The sequence below is a fragment of the Pseudovibrio sp. Ad26 genome (assembly GCF_001623285.1).
GTDB lineage: Bacteria > Pseudomonadota > Alphaproteobacteria > Rhizobiales > Stappiaceae > Pseudovibrio > Pseudovibrio ascidiaceicola.
The window spans coordinates 124,002-138,247 of record NZ_LMCE01000058.1; the positions used below are offsets into that span (position 1 = coordinate 124,002).

At 51.9% G+C, this 14,246-nt stretch carries 10 protein-coding genes; 6 read left to right on the plus strand and 4 right to left on the minus strand.

Annotation, left to right across the window (positions count from 1 at the left end):
• Positions 1–100: 100 nt before the first annotated feature.
• Positions 101–1,042: an EamA family transporter RarD gene (gene rarD, locus PsAD26_RS13335; protein WP_057466058.1), complete on the plus strand. Its 942-nt coding sequence runs from the start codon at positions 101–103 to the stop codon at positions 1,040–1,042.
• A gap of 54 nt (positions 1,043–1,096) precedes the next feature.
• On the opposite strand, the gene PsAD26_RS13340 is transcribed toward rarD, so the two are convergent.
• Positions 1,097–1,687 (minus strand): TIGR00730 family Rossman fold protein, encoded by a 591-nt coding sequence (locus PsAD26_RS13340; RefSeq protein WP_063293117.1) that lies wholly within the window; start codon positions 1,685–1,687, stop codon positions 1,097–1,099.
• A gap of 266 nt (positions 1,688–1,953) precedes the next feature.
• On the opposite strand from PsAD26_RS13340, the gene PsAD26_RS13345 reads away from it, so the two are divergent.
• The 4 genes from PsAD26_RS13345 (at position 1,954) to pssA (ending at position 7,453) form a co-directional block, all read left to right on the plus strand.
• The gene (locus tag PsAD26_RS13345) at positions 1,954–3,402 is read left to right on the plus strand and encodes an Ig-like domain-containing protein (protein WP_208985676.1); all 1,449 of its coding nucleotides are present in this window, start codon (positions 1,954–1,956) and stop codon (positions 3,400–3,402) included.
• Between the two features lie 293 nt (positions 3,403–3,695).
• Positions 3,696–5,636 (plus strand): ABC transporter ATP-binding protein/permease, encoded by a 1,941-nt coding sequence (locus PsAD26_RS13350; protein ID WP_057466188.1) that lies wholly within the window; start codon positions 3,696–3,698, stop codon positions 5,634–5,636.
• Positions 5,637–5,792: 156 nt separating this feature from the next.
• Complete coding sequence (locus PsAD26_RS13355; protein WP_057466061.1) at positions 5,793–6,494, plus strand: phosphatidylserine decarboxylase; 702 nt, start codon at positions 5,793–5,795, stop codon at positions 6,492–6,494.
• Positions 6,495–6,505: 11 nt separating this feature from the next.
• Positions 6,506–7,453 carry a CDP-diacylglycerol--serine O-phosphatidyltransferase gene (pssA, locus tag PsAD26_RS13360; protein ID WP_063293115.1) on the plus strand — a complete coding sequence of 316 codons (948 nt, stop codon included), beginning with the start codon at positions 6,506–6,508 and terminating at the stop codon, positions 7,451–7,453.
• Positions 7,454–7,660: 207 nt separating this feature from the next.
• On the opposite strand, the gene PsAD26_RS13365 is transcribed toward pssA, so the two are convergent.
• Genes PsAD26_RS13365 through PsAD26_RS13375 form a run of 3 tightly spaced genes read right to left on the minus strand, consistent with a single transcriptional unit; the run spans position 7,661 to position 12,817 of the window.
• Positions 7,661–11,143 (minus strand): efflux RND transporter permease subunit, encoded by a 3,483-nt coding sequence (locus PsAD26_RS13365; protein WP_063310816.1) that lies wholly within the window; start codon positions 11,141–11,143, stop codon positions 7,661–7,663.
• Positions 11,140–12,243, minus strand: coding sequence for an efflux RND transporter periplasmic adaptor subunit (locus tag PsAD26_RS13370; protein WP_063310817.1), 1,104 nt, complete (start codon positions 12,241–12,243; stop codon positions 11,140–11,142). Before PsAD26_RS13370 ends, PsAD26_RS13365 begins: the two co-directional genes overlap by 4 nt.
• A 25-nt stretch (positions 12,244–12,268) precedes the next feature.
• Positions 12,269–12,817, minus strand: a complete 549-nt coding sequence (locus PsAD26_RS13375; RefSeq protein WP_063310818.1) for a PadR family transcriptional regulator — start codon at positions 12,815–12,817, stop codon at positions 12,269–12,271.
• A gap of 417 nt (positions 12,818–13,234) precedes the next feature.
• On the opposite strand from PsAD26_RS13375, the gene puuE reads away from it, so the two are divergent.
• Positions 13,235–14,140 (plus strand): allantoinase PuuE, encoded by a 906-nt coding sequence (gene puuE, locus PsAD26_RS13380; protein WP_063310819.1) that lies wholly within the window; start codon positions 13,235–13,237, stop codon positions 14,138–14,140.
• Positions 14,141–14,246 lie beyond the last annotated feature (106 nt).

Genomic DNA, 14,246 nt, shown 5'->3' on the forward strand with positions numbered 1-14,246 from the left:
GCACGAAACGATTTGTGGTCGCGGATGCGCGGCCACGCCTTCCTTTTTTAACTGGCGTCAGGATCTCTGGCGCCTGTTTACGTTGTAATATGAGGGTTGAATGAGCCAGTCAGCGTCCGCTGCTGATCCGCTAAGCACGCCAGAAGCGTTCAAGGCTGGACTGATCGCAGCAGTATCTGCTTATCTCATGTGGGGCTTTGCTCCCATGTATTACAAGCTCACAGCAGACATGCCGGCGATCATCGTGATCTGCTATCGCGTGATTGGCTCCGTGCTGTTTCTTGGCGCCTTTCTGGTCATGAGCAAACTGCGTAAGGAGATCCTGGCGATCTTCTGCGACTTCTCTCGCCTGCGATACCTGCTGGTCTCGGCCTCAGTCATCAGCATCAACTGGACCATCTTTATCTGGTCGGTGGAAACGGGCAGGGTGCTGGATGCCAGCCTCGGCTACTTCATCAATCCGCTCGTCAGCGTAGGCCTGGGCGTTGTGCTGTTGTCCGAGCGCTTGTCCAAAGCACAGCTTGCAGCGCTGGCGATCACCATCTTTGCCGTGCTCTACAAAACCTTTGAGGTGGGTGAACTGCCGTGGGTGTCTGTTGTGTTGGCCCTCAGCTTTGCGCTCTACGGCTATGTGCGCAAGCAAGCACCTGTAAGCGCTGTGGCTGGCCAGTTGGTGGAAGTTCTGCTCGTCCTGCCATTTGCACTTGTCGGCATCTGGTACTTCGCGCAGGCTGGCACCGGTGGCATCTATCCAGCAATTCCAGTGGAGCACCCGTGGTTCTTGTCTCTGCTGCTGTTCACAGGCGTGATCACAGCAGTCCCATTGGTGGTCTTCGCCTTTTCAGCGCGCCGCTTGCCTATGATTTACATTGGCTTCTTGCAATACATAGCGCCATCCATCCACTTCCTCAGCGCCATTTGGTTGTTTGGTGAAGAGCTGTCGATTGAGGGCTTGTTTGCGTTTGGAATGATCTGGTTCTCACTCGTCATCTTCTCGGTCGACGGTGTGATGGCAAGGCGCCGCGTTGCGAAGCTGGCGTAACAGTGAGTTGGACAATAATTAAAAAAGGCCGCTGAATACTCAGCGGCCTTTTTGTTACATATCCTTCAAATCAGGATGTTCAACTTTGCAGCCCTCAATGGCCTTGCAAAGAATATCGACGCTTTGACCAACATCCTCGGTGATCTCGTAGGTGATGTCGCTGTCCGGGCGAATAAAGCCAAGACTACGCATGTGGTCGAGCAATTCCACCAAAGGCGTCCAGAACTGGTCAAGATTGAGAAGCAGCATGGGCTTGTCATGGCGGCCAAGCTGAGCCCAGGTCAGCATCTCCACAAGTTCCTCAAGAGTGCCGATCCCACCGGGCAGCGCGATAAACGCATCAGCTTTTTCAAACATGGTGCGTTTGCGCTCATGCATGTCCTGAGTAACGATCAGCTCATGAGCATCTTCCAGCATCACCTCTCGTTCCATCAGGAACTTGGGAATGACACCGGTGACTTCTCCGCCATTTTCAAGAACAGTTTTCGCAACAGCTCCCATAAGTCCAATGGATCCGCCACCATAAACGAGTCGAATCCCTTCACGGGCTAATAATTCACCAAGCTGAATCGCCGCTTTTTCAAACAGCGGCTGACTTCCAGCATTGGAGCCGCAATATACGCAGATGCTTTTCAAGGTTTTCATAGGTATTCTGTCGCATTAGGCTAGGGGGAACGTCAAGCAAGGCTCGTAAAATGAGGTTAACTTCACCATATGCGCAACTTGCCTGACATGGTGCACCTTGCCCCTCGGGTTAAACATGTATAACAAACACGATTAAAGTCTGTCCTTTTTGCCTAAAGCTAAGGAAAAGAGACAGCCGGATAAACTGATATCCGGACAATCTGATATAATGTCAAAGCATACCATGTCGAGTGAACTATGGTCTGCTTGAGGAGCAATTGAGAACCATGTCGAAATCGGGGATGAACTGGTTGCTGACAGTTGCTGTGGCTGTTGCTGCAGGCGCAATCGGTGCGGGGGCGTACTACCTGAGCAAGGAAGATACTTCGGTTGTTGCAGAAGCTGAAAAGGCTGTTGCAAAGCTGGAGGCTGCTGCAAATGGCAAAGTACAGCTCAACTCGTCGGGCACTCAGACGGACAAGGCAGAAGCTGGCAAAGCCCCTGAAGTGACCACTCAGCTGGATACCGCCGCTGTTACCACCGACAATGTTCCAAGTTTTGATGTGATGCGCGTTGAGCCGTCAGGCGATGCCGTTGTCGCTGGCCGTGCTGAAGCTGGTTCCATTGTTGCACTCATCTCCAACGGGGATGTGGTCGGCAAAGGCATTGCGAACAACAGCGGTGAATTTGCAATTGTTCTGGAAAGACCGCTGAAGCCGGGTGACCACGATGTCAGCCTTGAAGCGACCAATCAGGAAACTCAGGAAAAGAGCGGCTCGCAGCAACACATCGCAGTATCTGTGCCTGAAGACGAAAGCGGTGAGGTTCTGGTTGTTCTGAATGAACCAGACGCACCATCGAAAATTCTCCAGCTGCCAGAAACACCTGTGACTGCAGAGCCCGTTGCAACAGCGAATGCAGATTCACCTGAAACGACTGCTCCTGCTGACGTTGCAGCTGCACAGAGCCCTGGCGCAAAGGAAAAAGCACCAGCTCCGGTTAATGCAGCGGCTGAAACGCCAGCACAGGCACCTGCTAATACTGAAGTTGCCGTCACTGAGACGCCTGCACCTGTAAATACAACATCTGCACCAGCAGCAGAAGCAGCCACACAGACCGCTGACGCACCTGTTGAAGTTGCAGCGCAAACTCCGGCGCCTGCAGAAACACCTGCAGCACCGGTTGCAGCGGCAACTGAAGAGCCGCAGCTGACTGTCAAAGCCGTTGAAACTGAGAAAGGTAAGGTCTTCGTTGCTGGCGAAAGTGAGCCAGGCGCGCAAGTTCGTGTTTATGTAGGCGAAGAGTTTGTTGGCGAAGCACAGGCAGGCACCGAAGGTCGCTGGCTCGTGGAAGCTGAAAAAACAATCCCTGCTGGCAATGTGGAAGTCAGAGCTGACAAAGTCGAGAACACCAACGGTAAAGTGGAAGCCCGTGCACAGGTCGTCTTCACCAAAGGTGAAAATGACGTTGCCATGATCCCGGTTCGCCTTGTTGCGGAAGGGTCTGGTTCAAAAGGAGCCTCTGCTACCGTTGGCATTGGCGAATTGCCGAACGTTATCATCCGCCGCGGTGATAACCTTTGGACCATTTCCCGTCGTCTCTATGGCAAGGGCACACGCTACACCACCATCTATCAGGCCAACAGCCAGCAGATCCAAAATCCGGATATGATCTTCCCGGGGCAGGTGTTCATGTTGCCTGTGGCTGACCTGAATTGGAAAACAATTAATAACTGATCTGGATTCTTCTCTTCGAACGTCCTATTTAAGAAGAGAAAGCTTTCCAGATTGATCTTTAGGAAAGCGCTGGATGAGCAATCCAGCGCTTTCTCTGGTTTGCGATCCTACTGCGTACTCCCGAAAAGTGGTTCCGGTTTTCGGATAAGGGTACGCTCCAAAAGAGGGCGAAAGACTCTCTCCAATCTGATGGCAATGAACGCGTTCTGGATCATTGCTCTTCTGATATGACATTCCAAATTCGCCAACCGCTTCTGCGTTTTAAGAAGCGCGCCGGGCAACAAGGCACTAGCATGACTGCAACAAGCAAAAAACAGCAGGCAAAATCCGCCCCTGCTTTGGATGCAGACGATAAAGGCTTGCTTCGTTCACTGAAAACTCTTTGGGTTTACATGTGGCCAGATGCAAGGCCGGAGCTTAAAAAGCGTGTCGTTCTGGCCCTCGCGGCGTTGATTGTCGCAAAAATTATTACCGTTTTCGCACCCTATCTTTATGCATGGGCAACAGATGCCCTGACTGACGCCAGCGTTTTGCCAAAATGGTTGCCGCCAATTCTTGTCGCGCCAATCATGTTGGTCCTGGCCTACAACGTCGCCAGAACAATGGCTGTCGGGTTTAACCAGATCCGTGATGCGATTTTTTCAAGCGTTGGCCTCCACGCCGTTCGCGAACTCGCCAATCTGACCTTCCAGCACCTTCACGCCTTGTCTCTCCGCTATCACCTGTCACGCCGCACTGGTGGCCTGACACGTGTGATCGACCGCGGAGTGAAGGGGATTGAAGGCATCGTTCGTTTCACGATCCTGAGCGGTATTCCGACGGTCGTCGAATTCGCGATGATGGCTGTTGTAATCTGGTTCCAGTTTGGCCTTTGGTATGTTCTGGTCGTCGGCGCAACGGTCTTTGCCTACGTCTATTACACAGTCGTCGCCTCCGATAAGCGTATCCAGATCCGCCGTGACATGAACAACGCGGACAATGATGCAAACAGCAAGTCCGTTGACAGCCTCCTGAACTTCGAAACCGTCAAGTATTTCGGCAACGAGGAAATGGAACGTGGCCGTTTTGATAAGGCAATGCGCGGGTATGAGCGCGCTGCAATCAAAACATGGACTTCGCTCTCCTGGCTCAACTTCGGGCAGGCGCTGATCCTCGGTGCAGGTATGACCACATGTATGGTTATGTCCGCCATGGCAATTCAGCGCGGTGAGCAGACCATCGGTGATTTTGTCATGATCAACGCGCTGCTCATGCAGCTGTCGGTTCCGCTTAACTTCATTGGCTTCATCTATCGCGAAATCCGTCAGGGCATTGCTGATCTGGAAGCCATGTTCTCCGTACTGGCCGTAGAACCTGAAATTCAGGATGAGCCGCTTGCGGAGAACCTGAAGGTCAAAGAAGCCACCATCAAGTTCGAGGACGTGCACTTCCACTACGACGAAGAGCGCCCGATCCTGAAAGGCGTGAACTTCGAAGTGCCTGCAGGCAGCACCATCGCGATTGTTGGTCCATCTGGTGCGGGCAAGTCCACGATTTCCCGTCTGCTGTTCCGTTTCTATGATGTCACCTCGGGCCGCATCACCATTGATGGCAAGGATGTCCGCGAAGTGACGCAGAAATCCCTGCGCGATCACATTGGTATGGTTCCTCAGGATACGGTTCTGTTCAACGACAACATCGCCTACAACATCGGCTATGGCCGCGTAGGGGCATCAGAGGAAGAAGTGAAAGAGGCAGCTCGGCTGGCTCAGATCGATCACTTCATCGAAGCTCTGCCACATGGCTATGAAAGTGAAGTGGGCGAACGTGGCCTGAAGCTTTCAGGTGGTGAAAAGCAGCGCGTCGCGATTGCAAGGACCATCCTGAAAAGCCCGCCAATCCTCATTCTTGATGAAGCAACCTCGGCATTGGATACGCACACGGAGCAGGAAATTCAGTCGGCTCTGGATATTGTCTCCAAAGACCGGACCACGCTTGTCATCGCCCACCGTCTCTCCACCGTGGTGAACGCAGATCAAATCCTCGTTTTGAAGGCTGGCGAAGCGGTTGAGCAGGGGACGCATGCTGAACTGATGGCAAATGACGGTCTCTACGCTTCCATGTGGAGCCGCCAGCGTGAAGTCAGTGAAGCGGAAGCGCGTCTTGCGCAGATGCGTGAAGATGATCAGGGTTTCATTTCCAGGGGCAAAAGTGCTGAGGAAAGCCTAATTGAGGGCATAACTGATAAGAAATAGTGGGTTCAAGTGATTGCTCCGCGCGCAATCAGGGGAATCTCTGTTTAAATAAGCTAGAGTTGCTTGCACAGATCTCTCTGAGTTGCTCTATGAGCAGAAACTTAACGTCTGAGGGGTTCAATAGCTGAACCCCTCACTCTAGCAAAGGTGGTAAAGATGTCTTTGGCGGACAGCATTTCCAAGACACTGGTTCCTATTCATAAAGAAGGCTACCCGTTTATCGCCATTGCAGCTGTCCTGACCATCATTTTAGGATGGTTCTGGTCGCCCCTTTTCTGGATCGGCCTTTTCCTGACTGGATGGGTCTGTTACTTCTTCCGCGATCCGCCGCGCGTCACTCCCGTTAAAGACGGTCTGATTGTTTCCCCCGCAGACGGAACTGTGTGCCTGATGGGGTCCGTTATCCCGCCACGGGAGCTGGATCTGGGCGATCAGCCGATGATGCGTGTGTGCATCTTCATGAACGTCTTTAACTGTCACGTAAATCGTGCGCCAATGGCAGGCCGCATCACGCGCGTGGCTTACAAGGCCGGAAAGTTCCTGAATGCGGAACTGGACAAGGCAAGTGAGCACAATGAGCGCAATGGCCTGATCATTGAAAACGACAATGCCCGCATCGGCGTTGTGCAAATCGCTGGCCTCGTAGCACGCCGTATTGTGTGCTTTGTGAAAGAAGGCGAAAACATTTCTGCAGGTGATCGCTTCGGTCTGATCCGCTTTGGATCCCGTCTTGATGTTTACCTGCCTCAGGGGACAAAGCCACAAGTTGCCCTTGGCCAGACCATGATTGCCGGTGAGAGTATTCTGGCAAATCTGAAAGATGAAGAAGCAGGCGACATCGTTGCCCGCGTTTCTTAAGGTAGTATAGCGTGTCAAATCCATTTCCTCCCTATGAACCGGGAGGTCAAACCACCAATGCGAAAGGGTCAACGCGCAAGCGTATTCCGCTTCGTATTGTTTTACCAAACGTCGTCACCTTGCTGGCGCTATGTTCCGGCCTGACAGCCATTCGCATGGCCATGGAAGACAGGTGGGATATGGCGATTGCAGCCATCTTCCTCGCCGCCATTCTGGATGCTTTGGACGGACGTGTCGCACGCATGCTCAAAGGGTCCACCAAGTTTGGCGCTGAGCTGGATTCGCTCGCCGACTTCGTGAACTTTGGTGTCGCCCCGGGGATTATCCTTTACGCATGGATGCTGGAAGATGCCAGCTCTCTCGGCTGGATCGCCTCTCTGCTGTTCTCCATCTGCATGGCATTGCGACTGGCGCGGTTTAACGTGGCGCTGGACGATCCGAATAAACCAAAGTGGGCCAGCAAGTTCTTTACCGGTGTTCCCGCTCCAGCTGGCGCGCTGACAGTTCTGCTGCCGATTTATCTGGAACGTCTGGGCGTGCCGCATTGGAACGAGCTGGCTCTGCCGGTTGCGCTCTACACCATGTTCGTCGGCCTCCTGATGGTCAGTCAGTTGCCAACCTTCTCCGGCAAACAGATCGGCACCCACATTCGCCGCGAATGGGTTTTACCGCTGTTTGTTGTCGCTGTCGGTATCATTGCACTTGGTGCAAGCTATCCGTTCGAGTGCCTGACCGTGATCAGCTCCGGCTACCTCATCTCCATCCCATTCGCATGGCGCTCCTATAAGATTCACTGTGTGAACGGCAAGGGCAGTCACGCCGATTGTGATGTGGTGACCACCGAGATCGAAGAGGAAAGCGTTTCTGAAGACAAGACGTCTTTGAAAGTCAGCCTCGAAGATATCGCGAAAGCTGGCGTCCCTGATCCCAAACAGGACAAGGAAAAAAGCAGCGAGTAGCTTTGCTCTGCTATTTTATTTTAAAAGGCTGCGGATCATTCCGCGGCCTTTTTTGTGAGCTCTGCGAGTGGGAAAGGGGAAGCTGGCTTAGGTGCGAGGAACGCGAAGAATGGACAGATGACCACGAGCGCGTCGATTGATTTCCTATAGCAGGCATTAAAAAGGCTGCCGAAGCAGCCTCTTTCGTGTTTGTCATGAGTGAAAGTCTCACTCAGCAGCTTCAGGAACCCGCTTGACCTCTTCAGAAGCATCATCTCCCAAGCCAGGCTCTTTCACATCCAGATTACCGTTTGCAAGGGCATATGGGTCAAGAACCACACTTCCGCGGCGACGTTTCAAGATGCCGTTTTTAATACCGTTCTCGATATGCATTGGCATTACCAGAGAAATCGGGATCACAATCAGCGTCAACATTGTAGAGAACGCCAGGCCGGAGATCACCGCTGTTGAGAGCTGCACCCACCAACTTGCAGTGACGCTGCCAAAGGTCGTGACCTGATTAGCAAAGTCAAAGCTGATCTGCGTCGCCATTGGAATGAGGCCCGCAATCGTGGTGATTGTGGTCAGCATCACCGGACGGACACGCTGAGCGCTTGTACGCAAGGCGGCATCTACCGGGCTCTGCCCGTCTTCACGGAAACGATTGTAGGTATCAATAAGCACGATCGCGTTGTTCACCACGATACCTGCCAGCGCCACAATACCCGTACCGGTCATGATGATTGAGAACTTCTGCCCCGTCACCAACATGCCAAGCAGCACACCAAACACACTCATAACCACAGTCGAGAGCGTCAGGAAGCTCTGGTAGAAGCTGTTGTACTGGGTCAGCAGAATGATGAACATCAGGAACAGCGCACCAATCATTGCTTTCATCAGGAAGGCCTGAGATTTGGCTTGCTCTTCATTTGCCCCGCGGAACTTGATGAACACACCGTCCGGCCATTGCTGAGCATCGATCCATTCCTGAATCTCTGCCTCTTTCTCGGTCACGAGGAAGCGATCTTTATCAACACCAGCTTTAACGTCCAGAGAGAACATGCCATTGCGGCGTGTAATGCTGGAAACCTTCTGCTTTGGCGTCCGCTCCACAAAGTTGGAGAGGGGGATCTGACCCAGTTGAGTGCGAAGACGCAGCTCATCAAACTTGTCCAAAGTCCGCTCGCTCTCAGGAAGGCGAACACGAATGTCCACTTCATCCTCAGAGTCAGACGGACGATAGTCACCAATCAAAACACCGTTGGTTACAAGCTGAACCATAGCGCCCACAGCCGCAATATCAGCCTTATAACGAGCTGCTTTTTCGCGATTGATGGTCAGTTCCCAGTCGATCCCCGGTAAAGGACGGCTGTCTTCCTGGTCACGCAAGCCATCAACAGTGTCGATGTGATTACGAACACGATTTGCCGCAGCAACAGCTGCTTCGTAATTGTTTGAGTTAATCTGCAACTGGATGTCTTTACCAGTTGGAGGGCCACCTTCAACCTGTCGGGATTCAACCTTGATACCTGGAAGCAGAGAGGTTTTCTCACGAACGCTGTTAAAGATTTCCTTTGCCGATGGGCGGCAGCAGAAGTCAGCAAACTCAATGTCGATGGAGCCAATCAGATCTGCTGGAGCGTTGTTGCCACCACCACCGCGTACGCCAACAGGGAAGGCGCGGGTTACGACATTTTCAATGCCCGGCTCAGCCAGAATGATGCTGTCAACTTCCCGAACCAGTTCAAGGGCCTCAAGAGCAGACATGTTACCGCGAGCGGTCACATAAAACTTACCCTGCTCAGGCTCTTCATCCACGAAGAACTCTGTGCCTGCATTGTTGCTCATAAAGGTCATGAAGATGCTGCCACAAAGAACCAGCATCGCGACGATCGCCAACGTGCCAGCCCACCACTTGCGGACCAGAAATTCCAGTACGGCAATATAGGCACGTGTAATGCCGCGCAGTTTTGACGTGTCAAACGGACCATGTCCGGAGAACACTTTTGCGGCTGCCAACTCTTCCGTTTTCCGGCGTTCAGCACGCGCACGAGAATAGTTGAGGATTGGTTTGAACACTTTCATCAACGGCAAGAAAGCCACGATGACAACAGCAGCACCAAGCAGTTTTGATGCAGGACCAAGGACCGCAACAATTGGTGTCAGGCTAGAAATGATGGCACCCAGCGCCACAGCCACAATAAACGCAAGAAGATGTTCTCCATACTTGCTCATAAACGCAAACACAGAGGCTAGAATGCCACCTGTAACCGGCAGGAACACCATTGCTGTCAGCAAAGAGCCGGACAGAACGATGATCACCATGATTGGCAGGTAGCTCATGAACTCGCCCGGTACGCCCGGCCACAGCAACATTGGCAGGAAGGCTGCCAGCGTTGTCGCCGTGGAAGAAACAATTGGCCAGAACATCAGCTTTGCAGCGCGGATGTAAGCATCCCGTGGAGACATGCCTTCAGCTGCCTTACGGTCTGCGTACTCCACCATCACAATCGCGCCGTCAACCAACATACCAACAGTCAGCACCAGGCCGAACATCACCATGGTGTTCACGGTCATGCCGATGGTTGTGAGTGTCAGGAAGCCCAACATGAAGCTTGTTGGAATGGCCAGGCCAACCAAGATGGCAGATCGCAGACCAAGAGCAGCAATAACAACAATCATCACGAGGAAAATTGCTGTCATGATGGAAGATTCAAGAGAGTTTAAGGTCTGAAAAATGTTGTCTGATACATCGAGCATATAGCTCACAGATACTGTACTTGGCAGGTCTGCAGTAACCTCTTCGACAACAGCGCGAACAGCAGCGTTATTCTCGATGATGTTTTCGCCGATACGCTTGATCACATCCAGAGAAACAGCAGGCTGACCATTCACGAGCGTAAAGGTGCTCGGATCTTTGAACGTACGCTTGATGGTGGCGATATCGCCAAGTGTAACAACACCCTCGCCAGATTGTTTCACCGGCAAGGAGTAAACATCATCCGCATCAAGGATAAGACCCGGCACCTTGATGTTGAAGCGGCCAGCGCCTCCATCAATAAAGCCGGCAGCAATCAGCTGATTGTTCAGCTGAAGTGCGTTGATCAGTTCGCTCTGGCTGATGGAGTAACTTTCCATCTTGAGCGTATCGATGATCACTTCGAGCAGCTCATCACGCTGACCTGTCAGCTCAACCTCTTTCACGGACGCAATGGACTCGATCTCGTCTTTCAGACGATCAGCAAGGCGGTACAGCGTACGGGCAGGAACATCACCGGAAAGGGCAATGGTCATGGTTGGCTGAAGCGCCATATTGTGTGTGCTGACTGTAGGTTCTTTGGCGTCTTCAGGGATCTTGGTCTTCGCCGTATCAACCTTCTCGCGAACATCCGTCAGCGCTTTGTCTTTGTCGACATTGATGTCGAACTCCAACAAAATGCCTACATGCCCTTCGGCGGCAATCGTCGTGATCTCCTTCAACCCCTCAAGGCCGCGGAGTTCAGTCTCCATCGGTTGACCGATCAGACGGGTCCCATCTTCAGGAGAAATACCGGACTGGCTGACAGAAACATAAAAGAATGGAACATCAATATCTGGCGCAGCTTCTTTGGGGATCGCAATGTAGGACATAATGCCTGCGATCACCATGAAGAGCATCATCACAAAAACTGTTTTAGGGCGTTGGAGCACCCCTTCCAGCATGGATATCATTGTGAAACCTCCGCGGTTTCAAAAACGGGATGAACAACACGGCCTTCTTTAACGAAGTCCTGACCGACAGTAATAACGGTCACTTCTTCAGGCAGCCCTTTGAGCCAGACACCCTGTGTATCTCCGCCGATCATTTCAACAGGGTAGAAAATAACCTTGTTGTCTGCATCAACGCCGCGCAGGCCAATATCCCCGTTGTCAGCAAGGGTTAGGATGCCAGGCGATACAAAGTGTGCTTTTTCGTTGGCAAGTTGCAGCTGAGTGCTGGTTGTAACGCCGTCTTTCAAATCAAAGTCCGAATTCGGCAATTCAACTTCCACACGGAAAGTGCGTGTGTCCGGATCAGCAGAGCTTGCAATGTAGCTGACTTTTCCTTCAACGGATTGGCCGGTCACCAGATTCACAACAGCGGTCTGGCCAACCTTTACAGATTGGATGTTGGATTCTGAAACTGCGCCAATTGCAAGCATTGGGTCCGGCGCCATAATTGTCGCGCAGACTTTGCCAACACCCAGCATCGCGCCCACTTCTGTCAGCGGCGTTTCGATAATCCCGTCAATAGGTGCGCGGATTGCAGTACGTTCCAATTCCAGTTCAGTTTCTTGCAACTGGGCTTTAGCCGCATCGCGTGTAGCTTTAAGCGCAATCACACGGTTTGCAGCAGAAAAACCTCTGTTGTTCAGCTTGCTGGCAGCTTCATAATCAATATTGGCTTGTGCCAGCGCTGCATTCGCTTGAAGAACGCGCGCTTCGCGCGCTCCGCGGTCGAGGGAGCAAAGCAGGTCACCTTTACGAACGAACATGCCTTCAGTTGCCGGGCGTTTGCGCACCACGCCAGCTGTTTCTGAATGCACTTCAACACGCGTATCTGCCTGCGTCCGTCCCCGCATTTCCAAAAATGGAGTCCGTACAGTCGCTTCAAGGGTTTGCACTTTAACAGCAAAGGGAACAGAGCCTAGAGCTTTCACTCTCTCGGCTGGCGGTGGAGTTGAACCCTCGCCCGTACCCTGACCCATAACAACAGAAGTGCCGGTCGCCATCCAGATACCAATTCCGGCGGTAAGCCCCAAAGCCAGAACATGTGAAAATCGAATTGCCATTTTTCTCTCCGCCGGTTCTAGGCGATTATTCAGCTGCTTGAGCGTGGGAGACACGCTCGCTGGCGATGCGCTCAAGCTTGCTTCGGTTCATTTTCATGTAATTAAGGGAGGCACTCAGTGTGGTAATGCCGTATTCCAGTGTCCACGCACTCGCCGGATCATCACAAATCTCAAGCTCGTGGTTCATGCCCCCGATCTTGAGCTCCAGATGCTCGATGCGGCGGTCAATCTCCTTGGAGATAAATTCGCCACCAACCCAACGGCTATAAAGGGCAAGAAGAAGAAACGGGGATCTGAACAAATCTTCGACAGGGGTCTCGGACAGCTCTTGTACAAAAGCGTCACGACCCGCCGGAGTGATAGAATAGATTTTCCGCGAAGGTTTGCCTGAAGATGTTTCTTCGCGCCACGTCACAAGACCTTCCTGTTCCATCTTGGCAAGCGACGGATAAATTGATCCGTAACTGGCTTCAATGAAATGACTGAAATGCCCTTCTTGCGCAGTCTTGCGAATTTCATACCCAGTGGCATCCCCGCTGGATAATATGGCAAGACAAAATTTACGTGTGCTCATTCCCCACCACATAGCACTGAGTTTTAAAAGAGACCTCATACAGATGTGAGGTCGAGTAACTTGTTGAACTTAAAAGACTAAATTTCGATTAGAGCTAAAGTCTGGTCACGTTCGATATATATCGACTAGATATATGCTAAACTTTTTACTGAAAGCTCTAAACACTGTCAAATGTAGAAATGTAACAGGATGTCCCGGTCGCGCTACATAGGGTTCAAATTGTTCTCACGCTCGAAATTTCAATGGTTATCCATCAATTTTAATAAAGATTCTGCAAAAGAATGTGTTTGCCATCACAGGTTGAGCCAGTTTTCTTGAGTTTAAGAAGAGTTGTGCATTGGATTTCTGCACAAACCTACTTGTCTTGTCTTGCTGTTTTGAGGTGAAGTGTCTCCAACAAACGTACAAAGGTATTTCATGATGGATTATGCACGCGATATGATTGGGTATGGCAGAAACACGCCGGACCCTAAATGGCCAGACAATGCGAAAATCGCGGTTCAGTTTGTCATCAACTACGAAGAAGGTGGTGAAAACAACATCCTTCATGGAGATGCCGGCTCCGAAGCTTTCCTTTCTGAGATCGTTGGGGCGCAACCATGGCTGAACCAGCGGCACATGAATATGGAGTCAATGTATGAGTACGGCTCGCGTGCTGGCTTCTGGCGTCTGTGGCGTTTGTTCCGCAAACATGGGCTTCCGGTAACGTGTTATGGCGTGGCCACCGCATTGGAGCGAAATCCCGAAGCTGTTGCAGCTATGAAAGAGGCTGATTGGGAAATTGCGTCGCATGGCCTCAAGTGGATCGAGTACAAAGACTTCTCTGCCGATGAAGAGCGCTGGCACCTCCAGCAGGCAATCAAGAGTCATATGGAGACGACTGGAGAGCGCCCTTACGGGTGGTACACAGGCAGAAGCTCCGTCAACACTCTGCCATTGGTAATGGAAGAAGGTGGCTTCCTTTACAGCTCAGACAGCTATGCAGACGATCTGCCTTATTGGGTTGAAGGTCCAAACGGCCCGCACTTGATCATCCCTTACACGCTGGACGCCAATGATATGCGGTTTGCGACACCGCAAGGCTTTAACAGTGGTGACCAATTCTTTACCTACCTGAAAGATAGCTTCGACATGCTTTACGCAGAAGGAGAAGATGGAGCGGCCAAAATGATGTCTGTCGGCCTGCATTGCCGCCTTGCCGGACGTCCCGGCAGAACAGCAGCTCTTGCCCGTTTCTTGGATTATGTCTCCCAAAAGCAGGATGTCTGGGTGCCACGCCGCATCGACATTGCACGTCATTGGCATGAACATCACAAACCCTAACTGCTTCAAAAACTGAGGTCTTTGCCACTCTTGCTTCAGGTGAGAGAGGTTTCCTCAACATCTGTAGAAAAGCCATCTTGTTCTTGAACTGGCCGCAATCCAGCCA